Source organism: Pseudacidovorax sp. DMC4 (genome assembly GCF_056314265.1).
Genome location: NZ_JBQUYR010000008.1, coordinates 278648 through 298304, shown reverse-complemented (window position 1 = coordinate 298304; position 19657 = coordinate 278648). Strand labels below are relative to the sequence as shown.

The window sequence follows — 19657 nt, the reverse complement described above, 5'->3', positions numbered from 1 at the left end:
TCTCCGGAATCGAAAAGATCAGCCGCGCGGCTTCACGGCCAGGGCCTGGGCAACGCTGCCGGGCGCCGCCTGGATCAGCTCGACCGCCAGGCCGTCGGGCAGCTGCAGCCAGTTGCGGCCCTGCGGCAGCGGCTTCACGTTCCAGGGTTCGGCGGCGGCCAGCGCGGCTTCCAGGTCGTCGACCATCACGCCCAGATGGGCCAGCCAGCCGGCGTCGTTGCTGGGCGGGGCTTCGAAGCCGGGCGTGGCCATCAGCTGCATCCCGCCGAGCGTCCAGTACTGGCGCGGATCGTCGGTGGGGCCGTCGATCTCGCGCACGTCCATGCCCAGCACTTCGTAGAAGAAGCGGATGTGCCAGTGGATGTCGCGCACGCGGATGGCGACGTGCTCGACATAGGCGGTGGTGGGCGGGGTGAAGGGGGGCATGTCGTGTCTCCGTGGAATGAGGGCGGCCGGGCAGGGTCAGCGGCAATGGCGGGCATGCTCGATGCCCTTGATGCAGGCCACCAGCGTGGTATTGACCGGCGTGGGCACACCGCAGCGCTGGCCCCAGCGGACCACGGCACCGTTGATGAAGTCGATCTCGGTGATGGAGCCCTTCTCCAGGCTCTGCAGCATCGAGGTCTTGAAGTCCGGGGGCAGGCCGGCGGCGGCCTTGGTCCAGGCGGCCCTGGGGTCGGTGTACGACAGCGCCACCGCGCTGGCGCGGGCCACGTCCATGGCCTCCTGCACCGCAGCCAGGGCGGTCGCCTCGATCTCGGGGATGGCGTAGAGCGGGCCGTAGCCCAGGCCGGTGATGCCGCTCACGGCGCCGGTGGCGACGTTGATGAGCAGCTTGTCCCAGATCGTCCCCATGATCGTGGTGCTGACCGTGGTGCGCAGGCCGGCGGCCTCGAAGGTGTCGGCGATGCGGCGCACGCGCGGGCTGTCGCTGCCGTCCAGTTCGCCGATCAGCGTTTCCTTGCCCGCCACGCCGGCCTGCACATGGCCGGGCGCCAGCATGACGCCGCCCACGTAGGTTTTGCCGGCGATCACGCGCTCGCGGCCCACGGCCTCGGCCAGGATGTCCTCGTGGCCCAGGCCGTTCTGCAGCGACAGCACCAGCGTCTGCGGCCCGACGAGCGGCGTCGCGGCGGCGATGGCGGCCTGCGTGTGGAAGGACTTGACCAGCACGATCACCAGGTCGACCGGGCCGAGTGCGCGGCAGTCCGTCTCGGCCTGCACGGCGACGCGGCGTTCGCCCTCCGGCCCGCGCAGCCGCAAGCCGTGGGTGCGAATGGCATCGACATGGGCCGCGTTGCGGTTGATGAGCACCACGTCGTTGCCGGCCGTGGCCAGCGTGCCGCCGATGGCGCAGCCGAGTGCGCCGGCGCCGAGAACTGCGATCTTCAAAAGGAAGTCTCCTGTAGCTGGCCGGCATTCTTCGGCGCGACCTCCATTCAGTGAATCGCATGGGCCAAATACACTCCATGTCGTTTTCACATGGAGGTGCCGATGAGCGAGCTTCAACTGCTGGACGGCCGGCAGCTGCAGTTGATCGACCTGCTCTACGCCACCGGCAGCGTCACCCGGGCGGCCGACCAGCTGGGGCAGAGCCAGCCCACCGTGAGCCTGTGGCTGGCGCGCCTGCGCGAGCAGCTGGGCGATCCGCTCTTCGTGCGCACGGCCCAGGGCATGCTGCCCACGCCCCGCACCGAGGCGCTGATCGGCACCGTGCGCAGCGTGCTGGCCGGCCTGCGCAGCATTGCCGAGGTGCCCGCGGCCTTCGACCCGGCCACCATGCAGCGGCGCTTTCGCATCTTCATGACCGACGCCAGCCACATCACGCTGCTGCCGCGGCTGTTCTCGCATGTGCGGGCGCTGGCGCCGGGCATCGCGCTGGAGGCCGCGGCCATCCACGGGGGCATGGCGGCCGAGCTGGAGTCGGGCGCCGCGGACCTGGCGCTGGGGTTCATCCCGGCGCTGGATGCGGGCTTCTATCAGCAGACGCTCTACGACCAGGACTGGGTCTGCCTGGTCCATCCCGACCACCCCCGGATCCGCCCGGCCGCTTTCGGGCTCGAGGACTACCGCCGCGAGGCGCACGCCGGCATCGTGCAGGGCACCGGCGCCGCGCTGCTCGACGCCACGGTGCGGCGACTGCAGATCGAGCGGCGCGTGGTGCTGAGCATCCCGGGCTTCCTGGGGCTGCCGGCCATCCTTTCGACCACCGACCTGATCGCCACCCTGCCGCGGCACATCGGCGAGACGCTCGCGGTCCTGGGTGGCCTGCGTGTCCTGCCCTGCCCGGTGCCCATCCCTGCCTTCCCGGTGCGGCAGCACTGGCATGCGCGCTTCCACCAGGACGCGGGCAACCGCTGGCTGCGGGGCGTGTGCGCGGAACTGTTCCTGAAGGCGGGGTAGGGCGCGTCTGCGTCTGCGCGGCATCAGGCGCGCGCCGGCATCGGCGCCGGACAATCGCACCGCCTCGCTCCGGGGCGACACCGGCAAGGAGCCGACCATGAGTGTTTCGACAGCCTTCGCCCTGTTCATGAAGGAAGCGCCGGCCCATGCCGCGGCCTGGTCGGAAGCCGCCCAGGCGCTGGGTGCCGCCAGCAGCCTCGACGCCAAGACACAGGCACTGAGCTACCTCGCGGTGCTGGCCGCCACCGGCAACACGGCGGGCGTGCCCTTCCATGCGCAGGCCGCCCGCGACCTGGGTGCCACGCGGCAGGAAGTGGCCAGCGCCGTGCTGGTCGGGCTGCCGGCCGCGGGCGCCACCGTCATTGCATCGCTGCCGGCGGCCCTGGCGGCGTACGACGCGCCGTCCCCCTGATCCCCGCGGCGGAGCGTGCCCTTCCTCATCCCTCCAAATAAAAACAATTATCATTTGAGAGGTGTAGAACGACGAGGGTGCGAGGGACACGATGTCCACGGCTTCCATGGCGGCGGTGTCCGCCCAACCGGCGCAGGACATCGGCCTGCTCTACCGCGACCATCACCTCTGGCTGCGCAGCTGGCTGCTGCGCCGGCTCGGCTGTTCGGAGCACGCGGCCGACGTGGCGCACGACACCTTCATGCGCCTGCTGGGCGCGCGCGCCGCGCTGCCGCTGCTGCGTGAACCCCGCGCCTACCTGCGCACGACGGCCCAGCGGCTGCTGGTGGACCGGGCGCGGCACGACGCCATCGAACGTGCCTGGCTGGCCGAGATGCAGGCACTCGCCGACCAGGACCAGGCCTATCCCTCGCCGGAGGAGGCGCTCGACGCCCTGAGCACCCTGCAGACGCTGGCCCGGGTGCTCGACGCGGTGGCGCCGCGGGCACGCGCGGCCTTTCTGCTGCACCACCTGGACGGCCTGACGCACGAGGCGGTGGCCGCGCAGTTGGGCGTGTCCGACCGCATGGTGCGCAAGTACCTGGCCCAGGTGCTCGTGCAGGTGGCCGTCGAAGCCGCATGAGGGCCCGGCCCGCCGACGGCAGCGCGCAGGAGCAGGCCGCCGACTGGCTGGTGGCGCTGACGGCCACCGACCCGCACGAGCGCGAGCGGGCCCGCATTGCCTTCGAGGCCTGGAAGGCCGCCGATCCCCGGCACGCTGCGGCGGCCGCGCCCATGGAGCGCCTGCTGGGCGGCATGCAGTCGCTGCGTCACGGCCATGCGGCCGGCGCGCGGGCGGCGCTGCGTGCCGGCGAGGCGGCGGCCGGCCGCGGCCCACGCCGGCGCCGCGCGCTGGCCGCCGGCGTCATGGGCGTGCTCCTGGCCGCGCTGGTGGCAGCGCCGCTGTGGCGCAGCGAGTGGCCCCAAAGCCTTGCGGCCGACCTGCGCACGGCGCCCGGCGAATGGCGCACGCAGCGCCTGCCCGACGGCAGCCAGCTCACCCTGGCCGGCGGCAGTGCCGTCGACCTGCACTTCGACCGCGGCCGTCGCGAGGTGCGGCTGCTGCGGGGCGATGTGCTGGTCGACGTGGCCCCCGACGCCTCACGGCCCTTCGAGGTCCGCACCCGCGACGGCGAGATCCGCGCCCTGGGCACCCGTTTCGTGGTGCGCCGCGAGGCGGAGGCGACCCGGCTGGCCATGATCGAGTCGGTCACCGCCGTGCGGCCCGGCCAGGCGTTTGCCCGGCCGCTGGAAGAGGCGGTCCGTGTCCATGCGGGCGAACAGGTGCGCATCCGGCCTGACGCCGTCGAGCGGCTGCCCGGCATCGAGCCGGCCGCGCTGGCGCGCGCGTGGTCGCGACACGAATGGGCCGTGGTGGACATGCCGCTGACGCAGGTCCTGGAGGAACTCGGCCGCCACCGGGCCGGGCGGCTGGGCTACGACGCATCTGCGCTCGCGGCGCTGCGCGTCAGTGCGGTGCTGCCGCTGGACGACACCGACCGCGCGCTCGCGCTGCTGCAGGCGAGCTTCCCGCAACTGAAGGTGCGCCGCGTGACGGCGTGGTGGGTGCAGGTGGGCACGGCCGACTGAGGTCCCGGCTCCGGCCCCGCCCGGGTACCGGGGCATTTTTTTGGCGAAGGCGGTTCCGGATGTGCGGGCCGGGCCGTCAAGGGAAGTGAACACCGCTTCTTTACGCCCAGACCTCCCGCCCATCATGACCGTCGCGCATCCCGCCGCCCTTCGCCCCACCGCCGTGGCCGCCGCCCTGGCCCTGGCCTGCCTCGTGGGGCTGCCCGCCGCTGCCTGGGCGCAGCCCGCCCCGTCCACCGCGGTGGCGCCGTTCGACATCCCGGCCGGCCCGCTCGACCAGGCACTGGTGCGATTCGCGCAGCAGGCCGGCGTCGGCCTGTCGGTGGATGCGTCCCGCGTGGCGGGCCTGCGCAGCGATGGGCTGCGCGGCCGCCACGGCGTGGAGCAAGGCTTTGCCCTGCTGCTGCGCGGCACCGGCCTGCGAGCCCTGCCCGCCGCGGGCGGCTATGTGCTGGCGCCTGCCGCACCGCCTGCCGGCCAGGCCGGCCCAGCCGCGACCGGCGCGGGGCCCACGCTGGCCACGATCACGGTCAGCGCCGAGGCGGACGGCAGCGCCACCACTGAAGGCACCGGCGCGTACACCGCGCGCAGCACCAGCCTGGCCACCCGCCTGCCGCTCGCGCCGCGCGAGACCCCGCAGTCCATCAGCGTCATCACCCGCCAGCGTCTGGACGACCAGGGCCTCACACAGCTCACCGATGTGGTCCAGCAGACGCCGGGCCTCACGCTCGCGCAGGCCGGCAATGCCGGCAGTGACAGCTCGCCCATCTATGCGCGCGGCTTCCAGGTCGACAACTACCTGGTGGACGGCGTGCGGCTGGTGGACTCCAACTACACCGACATCTTCCAGACCTTCGACACCGCCCTGGTCGACCGCGTGGAGGTGCTGCGCGGCGCCAGCGGACTGCTCAACGGCATCGGCTCGCCGGGCGCGGCCATCAACCTGGTGCGCAAGCGGCCCACCGCCACTTTCCAGGCCAGCGTGCGCGGCGAGCTGGGGTCGTGGTCCCACCGCCGCGGCGAGCTCGACGTCTCGGGCCCGCTCAATGCGGCCGGCACGCTGCGCGGGCGCCTGGTCGCCGCCAAGCAGGACAACGCGTCGTACATCGACCGGCTGCACGAGAAGAAGGACGTGTTCTATGGCGTGCTCGAGGCCGATGTCGGGCCCGACACCGTGCTCCACGCCGGTCTGTCGTGGCAGCGCTTCGATGCGACCGGGCACGCCCGCGGCGGCCTGCCGGCCTACTTCAGCGACGGCAGCAGGGCTGCGTGGGACGTGTCGGCCTCGGCCGCCCCCGAATGGGCGTCGTCGCACCGCGAATACAGCAGCCTCTTCGGCGGGGTGGAGCACCACTTCTCGGCGGACTGGTCGCTCAAGGCCACCGTGTCGCGCAGCTTCAACGCCTACGACGAGGTGATCGGCTACGCGTCCAACGGCTATCCGGACCGGCTGACCGGCGCGGGCGTGGGCCTGTGGGCCGGGCGCTGGGCCGCCACGCCGCGGCAGGACGCCGCCGACGTGCAGGTCAACGGTCGCTTCAACCTGCTGGGGCGCCAGCACGATCTGGTGTTCGGCGCGACGGCCGTGCGGACCGCCTACTTCGCGCCGGCCTACACCAACTGGCGGCATGCTGGCTGGGACCCGTCGATCCCCAACATCTACCTGTGGAACGGTCTCTCGCCACTGGAACCCTACAACCCGCAGGTGGGCACCGACGACTCGGACGAGCGTCTCAACAGCGCCTACGGCACGGTGCGTTTCAAGCCACTGGATGGCGTGGCCGTGTTGCTCGGCGCCCGCGTGACCGACTGGCGGCGCCAGCAACGCAGCCAGAGCTGGACCAGCGCCAGCCTCACCACCGCCGACCGTCGCGAGCGCGGCGTGGTCACGCCCTATGCCGCCATCACCTGGGACTTCGCCCGTGACTGGACGGCCTACGCCAGCTACACCGACATCTTCAAGCCGCAGGATTACAAGACGCCGACGGGCGACCAGATCGATCCGCAGACCGGCGTCAGCCGTGAGTTCGGCATCAAGGGCAGCGTGCTCGACGACCGCCTGAACCTGAGCGCGGCCGTCTACGAGAGCAAGCAGGACAACCTGGCCGTCTCCATCCCGGACACCTTCGCGCCCGACGGCTCGCAGGCCTACCGGGCCGTGTCGGGCACGCGCACGCGCGGCTTCGAGCTGGAAGCCAGCGGCGAGCTGCGCCCGGGCTGGCAGCTGTCGGCCGGCTTCTCGCGCAACATGACGCGCGACCGCGATGGCCAGCGCCTGCTGACCAACGTGGCGCAGAACAATTTCAAGCTCGCCACCAGCTGGCGCATGGCCGGCGTGGGCAACGGCCTGACCGTGGGCGGCGCGGTGCGCTGGCAGAGCGGGATCTACGCCGACAACCTCGGGCCCGCGCGCAACCAGCGCTTCGAACAGCCCGCCTATGCGGTGGTGGACCTGATGCTGAAGTACCCCTTCACGCCGCAGCTCAGCGCCACGCTCAACGTGTTCAACGCATTCGACAAGCGCTACTACAACACCACGGGCAACAGCTACTGGGGCGCGCCGCGGCAGCTGCGGCTGGGCGTCGAAGCCCGCTTCTGATCGGCCGCGGTCCGCCGCGCGCCCGTGTCTTCCAACGTATCTCGTGCTGCCGTCAACGACGCGCAGCGTCCTCCCTTCCTTTCCATTTCCACGGAGAACCATCGATGGCCCACCGCGCCTTCTTCGCCCTTGCCCTGGCTGCCACCGCGATCGGCAGCGCCCAGGCCCACCAGCTCTGGATCGAGCGCGCCGCGCCCGGCACGGCCCGTGTCTACGTCGGCGATGTCGATGGCGAGCGCGACCGCGGCGACGAGGTCGCCAAGCTGGGCGCCAGCACTCGACTCTTCGCGGCCGATGCCGCCGCACCGTTGCCGCTCGCGGTCCGCGAGGACCATTTGCTGGCGGCCTCCGTGCCCGCGGATGCGGACCTGCGCCTGATCAACGACCAGGTCTGGAAGCCCTGGCGCGGCAAGGACGGCGTGCTCAAGGCGGCTGTCTTCAATGCCCGTGAGGGCCGGCGCGACACGCGCGCCGTGCTCGACTACGAGTTCGTCCCCGAACAGGCCGGGGCCAGCCGTTTCCGCCTGGTCTTCAAGGGCCAGCCGGCGGGCAGCCGCGCGGTGACCGTGGTCGATCCCGCGGGCTGGAGCCGGCGCTTGCAGACCGACGCCGATGGCTGGCTCACCGTGCCGGACCGCGGCGTCGGCCGCTATGTGCTGATCGCCGCCCACACCGACCGCCATCCCCAGGACGTGGCCGGCACCCGCGTGGAAGCCGTCGACTACACCGCCACCCTGAGCTATGTGGCGCGCTGAGGCCGGAATGCCAGTCCGGCCGGGGTTCGTGCAGTGAGCGCCGTCTCGCCGTTGATGCACGCGGCGCTGCTGGCTGCAGGCGCCGGGTTGCTCTCGGTGGCGGCCACCCCGGCGTTGGCCGAGTCGCTCTGGCTGCAGCCCACCGCCCAGGGCGCGCGCCTTCGCGCCGGTCCGCCCGACCAGCCCGCCCTTGCCCTGCCACCGCTGCAGGCGCTGGCCGCGCCCGGTGCGGATGCGACGCACGTGCCCGGGCCCGACGGCCTCATCGCACGCGGCAACGCGGCGGCCGGCGACCTGCGCCTGACCGCGGTCGAGACCGAAGGGCAGCGCGTGCTGGTCCACCATCAGGCCCGCCTGGGCCGGAGGGAGACGTTGCCCGTCAATGACCTGGAACTGGTGCCGACCGAGCCCGAGGGCCGGCGCTTCCGCCTGATGTGGAAGGGCCGCCCCGTGGCGGCCACCCAGGTCGAGGTGCAGACGGATGCCGGCTGGCAGCGCTTGCTGCGCCCCGAAGCGGACGGCTCGGTGACGTTGAGCACGCCCTTTCCCGGGCTCTATGTGCTGTCCGTGACAGCGAGCGTGGATGGCGGCAAGGTCCGCTTCGAGGGGCGCGACTATTCCGAGGTGCGCCACAGCGCCACGCTGAGTTTCGAGGTGACGTCTCCATGAAGCGGCGCTGGATCATGGCCGCCGTGGTGCTGGCCGCGGGCGCGGGCCTGGCGGCATGGATGGCGCAGCCCGCCGTGCAGCACCAGACCGAGACCGTGCGCCGCCATGACGTGGAGGCCAGCGTGACCGCCATCGGCACCCTCCAGCCGCGCCGCTTCGTGGACGTGGGGGCGCAGGTCTCGGGGCAGATCCGCCGCCTGCACGTGGCGGCCGGCGACACCGTGCGCCAGGGCCAGTTGCTGGTGGAGATCGACCCCAGCGTGCAGCAGGCCGTGGTCGATGCCGGCCGTGCCCAATTGCAGGCCCTGCGTGCGCAGCTGGCCGAGGAAGAAGCGCAATGGCAGCGGGCCCGCGACCAGGCCGCGCGGCAGCTGCGGCTGGATGCCGACGGCGCCACGCGCGGCGAGGACGTGCAGGCGGCCCGGGCCGAGCTGGCCGTGCGCAGCGCCCGCCTGGACCAGTGGCGCGCCCAGATCGCCCAGACCCGCGCCACCCAGCGCGCCGACGAAGCCCGCCTGGGCTACACCCGCATCTATGCGCCCATGGACGGCACGGTGATCGGCGTCGAGGCGCGCGAGGGGCAGACCCTCAACGCCACCTACCAGACGCCGCGTGTGCTGCGCCTCGCCGACCTGGCCACCATGACCGTGTGGACCGAGGTCTCCGAGGCCGACATCGGCCGCGTGCGCGCCGGCATGCCGGCCAGCTTCACCACGCTGGGTGGCGAGGACCAGGCGCAACCCCGGCGCTGGCACAGCCGCGTGCGGCAGGTGCTGCCCGCTCCGCCGCTGGCCGAGAAGGGCGCCGATGCCGCCGCGGCGCCCGCCGCCACCAAGGCCGTGACCTATACCGTGCTCTTCGACGTGGACAACGCCGACGGCGCGCTGCTGCCGCAGATGACCGCCCAGGTCGGCCTGCGCGTGGCGCAGGCGCCGCAGGCCGTGGCCGTGCCGCTGTCGGCGCTGCAGCCGGTGCCCGGCCAGCCCGGGCGCACCCAGGTGCGGGTGCTGGATGCACGCACCGGCGCCCAGGTCCGTGAGGTGCAGCTGGGCGTGCGCAGCCGCCACCTGGCCGAGGTGACGCGGGGCCTGGCCGAAGGCGAGCAGTTGATCGTCGGCGAGACGCAGGTGCCCCGGTGGCCCGCGTGGCTGCAATGGTGAGCGCGGGGCCGGCCCCTGCGCCGCCGCTGATCGCGCTGGCCGGCGTGCGCAAGCGCTACGGCGGCGGCAGCAGCGGCCAGCCCGAGACGGAGGTGCTGCATGGCATCGACCTGGAGATCCGCGCGGGGGAATTCGTGGCCATCGTGGGCCAGTCCGGCTCGGGCAAGTCCACGCTGATGAACCTGCTGGGCGGCCTGGACCGGCCCAGCGCCGGCCACTACCGCTTCGAGGGGCGCGACGTCGCCTCGCTGGACCCGGACGCGCTGGCCCGGCTGCGCCGCGAGGCCTTCGGCTTCGTCTTCCAGGGCTATCACCTCATCGCCAGCGAGACGGCCCGTGAGAACGTGGAGCTGCCGGCCCTGTACGCCGGCCTGCCGCCGCCAGCGCGCGCCGACCGGGCGCGGGCCCTGCTCGCGCGCCTGGGCCTGGCGGACAAGACCGAGCACCGGCCGCACCAGATCTCGGGCGGCCAGCAGCAGCGCGTGGCCATCGCCCGGGCCCTGATGAACGGCGGTCGCGTGCTGCTGGCCGACGAGCCCACCGGCGCGCTCGACAGCGCCAGCGGCGCCGAGGTGATGGCACTCCTGCACCAGCTCGCGGACGAGGGCCACACCATCGTGCTGATCACCCACGACCGCGGCGTGGCCGAGCAGGCGCACCGCGTGGTGGAGATCCGGGACGGCCGCATCGTGGCCGATGGCCCGGGGCCGGGCGCGGCATCGTCGACGTCGGCCGCATCGGCCGCGGCAGGTGGCACGCAGGCCGCTACCGCACCGATGCCGCCCGGCTCGCCCGGGCCGGCCCGGGCCTGGCATGCCGACCTGGGCGAGGCCGCGCGCGCCGCCTGGCGCGGCATGGGCCGCAACCGCCTGCGCACCGGCCTCACCCTGCTCGGCATCGTGATCGGCGTGGCCTCGGTCATCGTCATGCTGGCCGTGGGGGAGGGGGCACGCCAGCGCGTGGTGCAGCAGATGGGCACCCTGGGCACCACCATCATGTACCTGGGCGGCAGCGCGCCGGCCGAGGGGGGGCCGCCGGGCCGGATCACCGACGAGGACCTTTCGGCCATCGCCGGCCTGCCGGACGTGGCCCATGTCATGCCCGTCATCGGCGACCCGATCCCGGTGCGCCGCGGCCGGCTGGAGCGGCAGGTCTACGTGTTCGCGGCCGAATGGTTCATGCCCCGGGTGCACCAGTGGCCGCTGGCGCAGGGCCGCTTCTATACCGAGGCCGAGGACCGTGCGCTCACGCCCCTGGTGGTGCTGGGCCATCGGGCGAAGGCGCATTTCTTCCCCGGCGATCCGGACCCGCGGGGCCGGCAACTGCTGATCGGCGATTCGCCCTTCGAGGTCATCGGCACCCTGGCCGAGCGGGGCGCGGAGTCCGGCGCGCAAAGCTACGACGACATGGTCTTCATTCCCTACCGCGCGGGCCGGGCGCGTGTCTACCGCGTGCAGACGCAGCCCGACTACACGGTCGTCGCCGCCGCCTCGCCGCAGCAGGTGGCGCCGGCCGAAGCGGCCATCCGCCGCCTGCTGCTGGCGCGCCACGGCCGCGCCGATTTCGAGATCAGCAACGCCGCGGCGCGCCTGCAGGCCGAGGCCCAGACGCGCCGCAGCATGACGATGATGCTGGGCCTCATCGCCGCCGTCTCGCTGGTGGTGGGCGGCATCGGCGTGATGAACGTGATGCTGATGACGGTGCGCGAGCGGCTGCGTGAGATCGGCATCCGCATGGCCGTCGGCGCCCGCCAGCGCGACGTGCAGCGGCAGTTCCTGACCGAGGCGGTGCTGCTGACGCTGACGGGCGGTGTGGCCGGCGTGCTGGCCGGCGGCATCACCGGCGCCGTGCTGGTCGCCAGCGGCGTGCCGGTGGTGTTCTCGGTCCGCGCGATGGCCGGCGCGTTCGCCTGTGCGCTGGCGACCGGGCTGGTCTTCGGCTGGGCGCCGGCGCGTTCGGCGTCGCGCCTGGACCCGGTCGTGGCCCTGGCGGGAGATTGAGCATGCGGCACGACATCCCGACGACCCGCGGCGCCGCCGTGCGCGGATTCGCGATGGCGGTGCTGGTGGGGCTGCTGGCCGGCTGCGCCATGCCGCGGCTGCCGGCCGCGCCGGCCTCGGCACCGCCCCTGCCGGCGCAGTGGTCCGTTCCCCTGCCGCCATCCGTGGTGGCCGATGCCGCCGAGCCGGCCGGGGACGGCTGGTGGCGGCGCTTCGGCAGCGCCGAACTCGATGCGCTGGTGCTGCGCGTGCAGTCCGGCTCCCTCGACCTGGCCGCCGCGGCAGCGCGGCTGCGTCAGGTGCAGGCCCGGGCACGGCAGGCCGAGGCGGGGCGCTGGCCGGTCCTGGAGGCCCAGGCCCAGGTCCGTCGCCAGGGCGCGTTCGGGGGCCAGGCCGCCGCTGCCGATCCGCGCCATGCGCTGAGTCTGGATGCCGCCTGGGAATGGGACCTGTGGGGCCGCCTCGGCGCCGAGCGGGATGGGGCGCAGGCCGCCGTCCAGGCCAGCGCGCTCGATGCGCAGGCGCTGCGCCTGACCCTGACGGCCGCCGCGGCCGAGGCATGGCTCGAAGCGGTCGGCCTGGCCGAGCGCATCCGCATCGGCGAAGCGAGTCTGGCCGCGGCCGAGCGCATCGCGGCGCTGACCGAGGTGCGCAGGCGGGCGGGCACGGCCACGGCCTTGGAGGCCAGCCGCCAGCGCGGCCTGGTGCAGGCGCAGCGCGCGCAGGTGCAGGCGCTGCGCCAGCGGGTGGGAGAGGTCCGTGCCACGCTGACGATCCTCACGGCCCAGCCTGATCCAAGCTGGACGCCCCGAAGCCGCCTGGCGCAGCTGGCGCCGCCCGTCGTGGCAACCGGCCTGCCGGCAGGGCTGCTGGCGCGCCGGCCCGACATCGCACGCGCGGCCGCCCTGCTGGCTGCCGCCGACGCGCAGCGTCTGGCCGCGGAGGCCGCCCGCTGGCCCCGGCTGACGCTGACCGCCAGCCTGGGCGCCGAAAGCGCCTCGTCGCGCACGCTGCTGCGCGATCCCGCCTATGCGCTGGCGGTGGGGCTGGTGGCGCCCCTGCTCGACGGCGGCCGCCTGGCGGCCGAACGGGACGAGGCGGTGGCCGTGCGGGAGGAGCGGTTGGTCGCCTACCGGCAGTCGGTCGTGCAGGCCTTTGCCGAGGTCGAAGCGGCCCTGCAGTCGCAGGCCGCGCTGCACGCGCGGCGCGAGGCCCAGGCCGCTGCGCTGGCCGAGGCCCGCCAGGCACAGCGCCTGGCCGAGGCGCGATGGCGCGCGGGGGCCGACGACGCGCTGGCCTTGCTGGACGCGCAGCGCACCCTCTTCTCGGCCGAGGACGAGGCCGCGGTCCTGCACCAGGCCATGCTGCAGATGCAGGTGAGGCTCTACCGCGTCCTGGGCGGCGGTTGGAGCGTTGATGCCCTGTGGTGAACTTGCGTCCTTCAGCGCGCCGTCTGGTAGCCGGTGCGCAGCGTCGGCGTGAGTGCGCCGAAGCGCGGCCAGGCCAGCATCACGCCCTGGCGCTGCAACAGGCGCTGGAAGTCCGCCAGCAGGCTCGGCGTGCTGCGCACGGCCCGTGGCACGGTGCCGCGCTGCAGCGCGAAGGCGGCGAGCAGGCCGGCGGCCTCGCCGATGCTCCATTCGGTCTGGTGCTCGCGGTAGGCGCCGTTGGTCACGCGCGTGGTGCCGATGTTCTTGCAGGCCGGCAGCAGGTTGTCCACCCGCACCGGCAGCAGTGCGCCCAGCGGAATCTGGAAGGGGTAGGCGTCGATGTCCACCGTGTTGCGCCCGCGTGTGCTCGGGTGCAGGTCGATGCGGTAGCCGCCCAGGCCCACGCTGTCCGCGAAGGGCTCGGCACCGTCGTGGCCGGGCCGCGCCTGCACGCCGATGTGCTGCTCCAGCACGGTGAACTCCGCCGCGATGCGGCGGCCTTCGCGGTAGTAGGCCTGCTTGGCCAGGCCGTCGGCCGTGCCCAGCACGTCGCCGCGCAGGCGCAGCTCCGGGTAGCCTTCGCCGCCGTCGTGGCGCGGCGCCTCGGTCTGCATCCAGTAGAAGAAGGCCAGGCTCAGTTCGCGCGCGGCCTGCAGGGCCTGCTGCTGCGCCGTGCGGTCCACGCCCACCACCGGCTGCTCCCAGTAGTCCATCTGCGGCCAGTTGGCCAGCGTGATGTCGCTGGCATAGGCGCCCGGCGCGAAGTGCCCGCGCCAGGCGATGCGGCGCGCATGCCACAGGTCGTACAGGCCCTCTTCGTCGGTCGGGCCGACGAAGAGGGGACGCACGCGCGGCTGGTGGGTCACGAAGTCGCTGAGGGTCCAGCTCAGCTGCGGGCCGGGCCAGCAGGGCAGCTGCAGCGTGCGCAGGCGGTCGTAGTCGCGCGGGCGCTCGATGGTGTGGTCCTCGCCGGGCCGCAGCTCGGCGGCCAGGCACCAGGTGATGGCCTGCTGGTCGAACGGGTCGGCCTCGTCCAGCGCATGCGGCTCGCCGGTCTGCGCGCGGGCCTCGGCGCCGAACACATGCTCGACGCCGGCCAGCGGCAGCAGGTCGCCGATCTCGGTGGCGTCGATGAACATGCCGGCCTGCAGCACGCGGCGGCGGCCTTCGCGCAGGTCGAAGACCTCCAGGGCCTGCACCGTGTCGCCTTGCACCTGGGCGGCGTCGATGCGGTGCTCGCGCAGCACGACGAGGCGGCCCGCCGCCTCGTGCGGCGCCAGTAGCGCGTCGATCACCCGCACGGCCACCCAGGGCTCGTGGCAGAGCGTGCTGACGTTGCCCTGGCCCGGGTTGAGCCGCGGATGCAGCCGTGCCTCGGGCGTGAGCGGCAGGTGGTCGCGGTAATAGGCCCGGATGCCCTGGCGCAGCTGGGCGTAGCTCAGCGATGCGCTGACATGCTCGATCCATGGATGCTCGTCGAAGGGCACGCCCTGCGCCGTGAGCTGGCCGCCGAGCCAGTCGAGCTCCTCGACCAGCACCACGCGCAGCCCCTGGCGCAGCGCGGCCAGGGTGGCGGCGATGCCGCCCAGCCCGCCGCCCGCGACCACCAGGTCGGCCTGCAGCTCATGGCCGAGGCCGCGTGCGTGCACCGCGCTCGTCATTCGGCGCGCAGCCCCAGGCGGCGGATGGCGTCGCCGTAGCGCACCGTCTCGGTGGCGATCAACTGGCCGAAGGCCGCGCTGGTGCCGCCGCCCGGCTCCACGCCCAGCGCCTGCAGGCGCTGCTGCACCGCCGGCTGGGCGAGGGCGGCATTCACCTCGCGGTTCAGGCGGTCCACGATGGCCGGCGGTGTGGCGGCCGGGGCCAGGATGCCGAACCAGCCGGTCACCTCGAAGCCGGGCAGCGCCAGCTCGGCCACCGTGGGCACCTCGGGCAGCACGGCCGAACGTTTCGCCGTCGTCACGGCCAGCGCGCGCAGCTTGCCGGTCTGGATGTGGGGCAGGGCGCTGGACGGGATGTCGAAGCCCAGGTCCACCTCGCCCGCCAGCAGCGCCGTGAGGGCCGGGCCGGAGCCCTTGTACGGAATCATCTGCATGTCGACCTTCGCGTCGCTCTTGAGGAACTCCGCGGCCAGGCTGGTGGTGGTGGCCCCGCCGCCGCCCGCGGCGTAGTTGAGCTTGCCGGGCGACTTGCGTGCCGCGTCGAGCACGGCGCGGAAGTCCTTGAAGGGCGAGGCGGCCGGCACCACCACCACGACCGGTGAGGCGCCGACCTTGGCCACCGGCGCGAAGGTCTTGACGGTGTCGTAGTTGAGCCTGGGGTAGAGCGAGGTGCTGCCCGGGAAGCCGCTGGTCACGAACAGCAGCGTGTGGCCGTCCGCCGGAGCGGTGGCCACGTAGCTGGTGGCGATGGTGGCGCCCGCGCCGGGGCGGTTGTCCACCACCACGGTCTGGCCGAGCGCCTTGCCCAGCGCGTCGCCCATGAGCCGGGCCAGGATGTCGCCCGACCCGCCGGGCGCGAAGCCGACCACCAGGGTGATCGGCTTGGAGGGATAGCTCTGGGCCCAGGCCGTGGGCGTCAGGGCGGCGGTGCCGAGGGCGGTGGCGGCGGCCACCGCCAGCCAGCGGCGGCGAAGCATTCGTTGCATGGTTGTCTCCGTGGAAGGTGTGGCACCGATGCTAGGAACCGCTGGCCCCGGCGCCCAATACCAAGGCTTTGGCGGGGCATGCCTGGCTGTTATGGTTGGCGGTGTCGATGAATCTCTGCTGTTCTGGCCTTCGTGGCCTCGGCCCCTCGCCATGAACCTGCGCCAGATCGAAGTCTTCCGGGCCGTGATGAGCGCCGGCTCGATCACGGGCGCCGCCCGGCTGCTGCATGTGTCGCAGCCGGGCGTGAGCCGGCTGGTCCGCCACCTGGAAGTGCAGCTGGGTGTGGCCCTGTTCGAGCGGCGCAACGGCCGGCTCTTCGCCACGCCGGAGGCGCGGGCGCTGCAGGTGGAGGTCGACAAGGTCTACCGGGGTGTGCGTCATGTGCAGGACGTGGCGCAGCACCTGCGCTTCGGTGCCCACGCGACGCTGCGCGTGCTCTCCAGTGCCAACACGGCACTGGAACTGGTGCCGCGCGCCACGGCGCGGCTGCTCGCGCGCTTTCCGGATGCGCAGGTCGGCTTCGAGGCGCTGCCCACGCGCGAGATCGTCAAGCTGCTGGTGGCGGAGGACGCGGACCTCGCCGTCTCCTCCGCGCCGCTGGAGCATCCCGTGCTCGACCTGCGCGAGATCGGCCAGTGGCGCCTGATGTGCGCCCTCGCGCCGGGGCACTGCCTGCTGGCGGCACCGGTCTTCGACTTCGATGCGGCGCTGCGCGAGCGGCTCGTGCTCTACAGCCCCGAGGCACCCCAGAGCCAGGTCATCGACCGCTGGCTGGCCGAACGCGACATCGTGCCGCGGCGTGCGGTGGAGGTGCGCTCTGGCCATGCTGCCTGTGCCATGGCGGCCAGCGGCGCCGGCGTGGCCTTCGTCGACGACCTGTCGGCGCGCAGCTTCGCGCCGGGCCGCCTGGTGCTGGTGCCCGTGCCCCAGGCGCCCGCCTTTCCGTTGCTGGCCGCCAGCAACACGCACCGGCCGCTCTCCACGCTCGGCCAGGTCTTCATGCAACTGCTGAACGAGGAGTTCGCCGCACTGGCTGCGCCGGGATGACCCCGGCACACGGCGGCCCGGGGGCTGCTGCACAATCGCGCGGCCACGCCCGCCGGCGGCCGGCCCCACCCCCCCGAGGAGACGCATGCGCATCATCACGATGCAGGGCCGGCTGATGCTGATCGCATCGATGGCCATCCTTCCGCTGGCCATCGTCTGCGGCCTGGCGCTGTACGCGCTGGCCGAAAGCCAGCAGGACCAGCACCGGGCCAGCACCCTGGGCGTGGCCCGCGCCGTCGCCACCGCGGTGGACAGCGAACTGCGCCTGACCATCGCCGCCCTCGACGCCCTCGCGCTGACCGAGCCGCTGGGCACCCAGGCCGGCGCCGGCCTGACCCAGGCGACGCGGCTGGCCACCGCCGTGCGGCGCTCGCATCCCGAGTGGCTGGCGCTGGTGCTCGCGGCGCCGGACGGGCGCCTGCTTTTCAACACCGATGGCGGCGTCTCGGGCGCGCTGCGGCGCGTGGTCGACGACGACAGCCTGCAGCGGGTGCTGCGCACCGGGCAGCCCGCCGTCGGCGCCATGGTGCCGGGGCCGGCAGGCCGACTCGCCTTCGCGGTGCGCGTGCCCGTGATCCGCGACGGCCAGACCCTCCAGGTGCTGACCGCGGTCGTGCGGCCGGAGGCCATCACCGCCGTGCTGGGCCGCCAGCGCGTGCCCGAGGGCTGGTCGGTGTCGGTCTTCGACTCGCGCGAGCGCCGCGTGGCGCGCAACATCGACGACGCCCGCTTGCGCGGCAGCGGTCCGAGCGACACGCTGCGCCGCCTGCTGGCGGAGATGGGCGATGCGCCCGACGGCGTCGGCCGCTCGACCAACGTGGACGGCGTGCGCTCGCAGACCGCCGTGGCCCGGCTGGAGTCGGCGCCGTGGTTCGTCGTGCTGGGCGCATCGGCCGACCTGGCCGAGTCGCCGCTGCGCCGCACCTATGTCGCCTACCTCGGCGGCCTGCTCTTCTCCCTGGCCTACGGGGCGCTGGCCGCGTGGTGGATCTCGCGCGGCGTCACCGGCCCCATGGCCCGGCTGCGCCAGCAGGCCGACGCGCTGGGCCGGGGCGAGCCGGTTGCGATGGCGCCTTCCGGTGTGCCCGAGGTGGAGGCCGTGGCGGACGCGCTGGCGGCGGCCTCGCTGCAGCGACGGCGCAGCGAGGCCGAGCGCCAGCAGCTGCTGGAGGCCGAGCGCGCGGCCAGCACGGCCGCGCAGGCGGCCCAGCAGCGGCTGGCCCGGCTGGTCAGCGCCGGCGCGGTGCTGTCGCAGTCGCTGGAGGAGGAGGCCACGCTGCGCGCCATCGCCGCGCTGATCGTGCCCTCGGTGGGCGACCTCTGCCGCATCGACCTGCTGGACGAACACGGCATGCTGCAGCGCAAGCTGACGCACCACTTCGACCCCGCGCGCACGGCCGCCATCGCCGCCCTGGTGGAGACGCGCGCCGCGCCGGCGGATGCGCCCGGCGCCTTTCCCTGGGCCGTGGCCACCGGCCGCAGCTTCCTGCGCAACATCGAGGACGAGGGCATGCCCGAGGCGCTCGATCCGCAGTTGCGGGAGTTCGTGCAGGCCTTCGGCGTCACGGCCGGCTGCATCGTGCCGCTGGTCGCGCGCGGCCGCACCATCGGCGCGATGGCGGTGCTGCAGGCCGAGTCGGGCCGCCGCTTCACGCCCGAGGACGGCGCGTTGATCAACGACCTGGCCCAGCGCGCCGCGCTGGCGCTGGACAACGTGCGGCTGTTCGCCCGGGCCCGCGCGGCGCAGAAGCAGGCCGAGGACGCCAACCAGGCCAAGGACGAGTTCCTGGCCATGTTGGGCCACGAGCTGCGCAACCCGCTCGCGCCCATCGCGCTGGCGCTGCAGCTGGTGCAGCGCCGCGACCCGCAGGCCTTCCCGCGCGAGCGGCAGATCATCGAGCGGCAGGTGCGCCACCTGTCCCGCATGGTGGACGACCTACTGGACGTCTCGCGCATCGTCTCGGGCAAGATCGTCCTGCGCCCCGAGACGCTGGACCTGCGCGACGTGGTGGCGCGGGCCCTGGAGCTCACGCTGCCCGTGCTGCAGCAGCGCCCAGAGATGCCCGTGGTGAGGCTGCCCGCCGAGCCCGTGCCGGTCCATGGCGACCCGCTGCGCCTGGCGCAGGTGGTCGGCAACCTGCTGAACAACGCCGCCAAGTTCACCGAGGCGGGCAAGGCCATCCGCGTGGTGCTGGCGGTGGACACGGCGGCTGCGCATCCGCAGGCGGTGCTGCAGGTCATCGACGAGGGCATCGGCATCGCGCCCGAGCTGTTGCCGCGCGTCTTCGAACGCTTCGTGCAGGGCGAGCAGCCGCTGCAGCGGGCCGCGGGCGGCCTGGGGCTGGGCCTGGCGATTGCGCAGAGCCTGGCCGGGCTGCACGGCGGTGCCATCACCGTGCACAGCGCGGGCGTGGGGCGGGGCAGCACCTTCGAGCTGCGCCTGCCCCTTCACGCACTGCCCGCAGCCGCGGCAGAGGCGACCGCGCCCCCTGCGCTGCCGCGCCAGGTCCTGTCGCTGCTCGTCGTGGATGACAACCAGGACGCGGCCGATTCGCTGGCCAGCTGGCTGGAGCTGGAAGGGCACCGCGTGCGCGTGGTGTATTCGGCAGAGGCGGCCCTGGACGCCCTGGCCGAGCAGCCGGCGGAGGGGGCCATCGTGGACATCGGGCTGCCGGGACTGAGCGGGCACGAGCTGGCCACGCGTCTGCGCGCCCAGCCCGCCACCGCCCGCATGGCGCTGATCGCGCTCACCGGCTATGGCCGCGAGGCCGACCGGCACAAGGCACTGGCCGCCGGCTTCGACGACCACTTCGCCAAGCCGGCCCAGGTGGAGATCCTGCTCGCGCGCCTGCTGGCGCTGGACACCGGGCGTCGCGCCGCGCACGGCGCCTGAAGCCCCCGGCGG

16 protein-coding genes are annotated in these 19657 nt (G+C 73.7%); 12 read left to right on the top strand and 4 right to left on the bottom strand.

Annotation, left to right across the window (positions count from 1 at the left end; all coding sequences use genetic code 11):
• Positions 1-18: 18 nt before the first annotated feature.
• Positions 19-426, bottom strand: coding sequence for a VOC family protein (locus tag ACT54X_RS17100; protein WP_476347603.1), 408 nt, complete (start codon positions 424-426; stop codon positions 19-21).
• A gap of 36 nt (positions 427-462) precedes the next feature.
• Positions 463-1392 carry a ketopantoate reductase family protein gene (locus ACT54X_RS17095; protein WP_476347602.1) on the bottom strand — a complete coding sequence of 310 codons (930 nt, stop codon included), beginning with the start codon at positions 1390-1392 and terminating at the stop codon, positions 463-465.
• 102 nt (positions 1393-1494) lie between these two features.
• Here ACT54X_RS17095 and ACT54X_RS17090 point away from each other — a divergent pair, with 102 nt between their 5' ends.
• The 10 genes from ACT54X_RS17090 to ACT54X_RS17045 all read left to right on the top strand — a co-directional run bounded on the left by ACT54X_RS17090 (position 1495) and on the right by ACT54X_RS17045 (position 13057).
• Positions 1495-2403 (top strand): LysR family transcriptional regulator, encoded by a 909-nt coding sequence (locus tag ACT54X_RS17090; protein ID WP_476347601.1) that lies wholly within the window; start codon positions 1495-1497, stop codon positions 2401-2403.
• Positions 2404-2500: 97 nt separating this feature from the next.
• A complete protein-coding gene (locus tag ACT54X_RS17085; RefSeq protein WP_294376318.1) occupies positions 2501-2815 on the top strand; it encodes a carboxymuconolactone decarboxylase family protein in 315 nt (104 codons plus the stop codon).
• 91 nt (positions 2816-2906) lie between these two features.
• Positions 2907-3437 (top strand): sigma-70 family RNA polymerase sigma factor, encoded by a 531-nt coding sequence (locus ACT54X_RS17080; protein ID WP_476347600.1) that lies wholly within the window; start codon positions 2907-2909, stop codon positions 3435-3437.
• The gene (locus tag ACT54X_RS17075; RefSeq protein ID WP_476347599.1) at positions 3434-4444 is read left to right on the top strand and encodes a FecR family protein; all 1011 of its coding nucleotides are present in this window, start codon (positions 3434-3436) and stop codon (positions 4442-4444) included. Before ACT54X_RS17080 ends, ACT54X_RS17075 begins: the two co-directional genes overlap by 4 nt.
• A gap of 124 nt (positions 4445-4568) precedes the next feature.
• Positions 4569-7043: a TonB-dependent siderophore receptor gene (locus ACT54X_RS17070; protein ID WP_476347598.1), complete on the top strand. Its 2475-nt coding sequence runs from the start codon at positions 4569-4571 to the stop codon at positions 7041-7043.
• 104 nt (positions 7044-7147) lie between these two features.
• On the top strand, positions 7148-7798 hold the full coding sequence (locus tag ACT54X_RS17065) for a nickel uptake transporter family protein (RefSeq protein WP_114804836.1): 651 nt from the start codon (positions 7148-7150) through the stop codon (positions 7796-7798).
• A 33-nt stretch (positions 7799-7831) separates the two neighbouring features.
• Positions 7832-8467, top strand: a complete 636-nt coding sequence (locus ACT54X_RS17060) for a hypothetical protein (RefSeq protein ID WP_476347597.1) — start codon at positions 7832-7834, stop codon at positions 8465-8467.
• On the top strand, positions 8464-9627 hold the full coding sequence (locus tag ACT54X_RS17055; RefSeq protein WP_294376334.1) for an efflux RND transporter periplasmic adaptor subunit: 1164 nt from the start codon (positions 8464-8466) through the stop codon (positions 9625-9627). Before ACT54X_RS17060 ends, ACT54X_RS17055 begins: the two co-directional genes overlap by 4 nt.
• The gene (locus ACT54X_RS17050) at positions 9621-11627 is read left to right on the top strand and encodes an ABC transporter permease (protein WP_476347647.1); all 2007 of its coding nucleotides are present in this window, start codon (positions 9621-9623) and stop codon (positions 11625-11627) included. The genes ACT54X_RS17055 and ACT54X_RS17050 overlap by 7 nt, the downstream gene beginning before the upstream one ends.
• 2 nt (positions 11628-11629) lie before the next feature.
• Positions 11630-13057 carry an efflux transporter outer membrane subunit gene (locus ACT54X_RS17045; protein ID WP_476347596.1) on the top strand — a complete coding sequence of 476 codons (1428 nt, stop codon included), beginning with the start codon at positions 11630-11632 and terminating at the stop codon, positions 13055-13057.
• 11 nt (positions 13058-13068) lie between these two features.
• Here the strand turns inward: ACT54X_RS17045 and ACT54X_RS17040 are convergent, their stop codons facing one another.
• Positions 13069-14718: an FAD-dependent oxidoreductase gene (locus ACT54X_RS17040; RefSeq protein WP_476347595.1), complete on the bottom strand. Its 1650-nt coding sequence runs from the start codon at positions 14716-14718 to the stop codon at positions 13069-13071.
• A complete protein-coding gene (locus tag ACT54X_RS17035) occupies positions 14715-15704 on the bottom strand; it encodes a tripartite tricarboxylate transporter substrate binding protein (RefSeq protein WP_234195532.1) in 990 nt (329 codons plus the stop codon). The genes ACT54X_RS17040 and ACT54X_RS17035 overlap by 4 nt, the downstream gene beginning before the upstream one ends.
• Before the next feature lie 151 nt (positions 15705-15855).
• Between ACT54X_RS17035 and ACT54X_RS17030 the strand changes: the two genes are divergently transcribed.
• A complete protein-coding gene (locus ACT54X_RS17030; RefSeq protein ID WP_476347594.1) occupies positions 15856-16752 on the top strand; it encodes a LysR family transcriptional regulator in 897 nt (298 codons plus the stop codon).
• A gap of 85 nt (positions 16753-16837) precedes the next feature.
• Positions 16838-19645: a hybrid sensor histidine kinase/response regulator gene (locus ACT54X_RS17025; protein ID WP_294376346.1), complete on the top strand. Its 2808-nt coding sequence runs from the start codon at positions 16838-16840 to the stop codon at positions 19643-19645.
• Positions 19646-19657 lie beyond the last annotated feature (12 nt).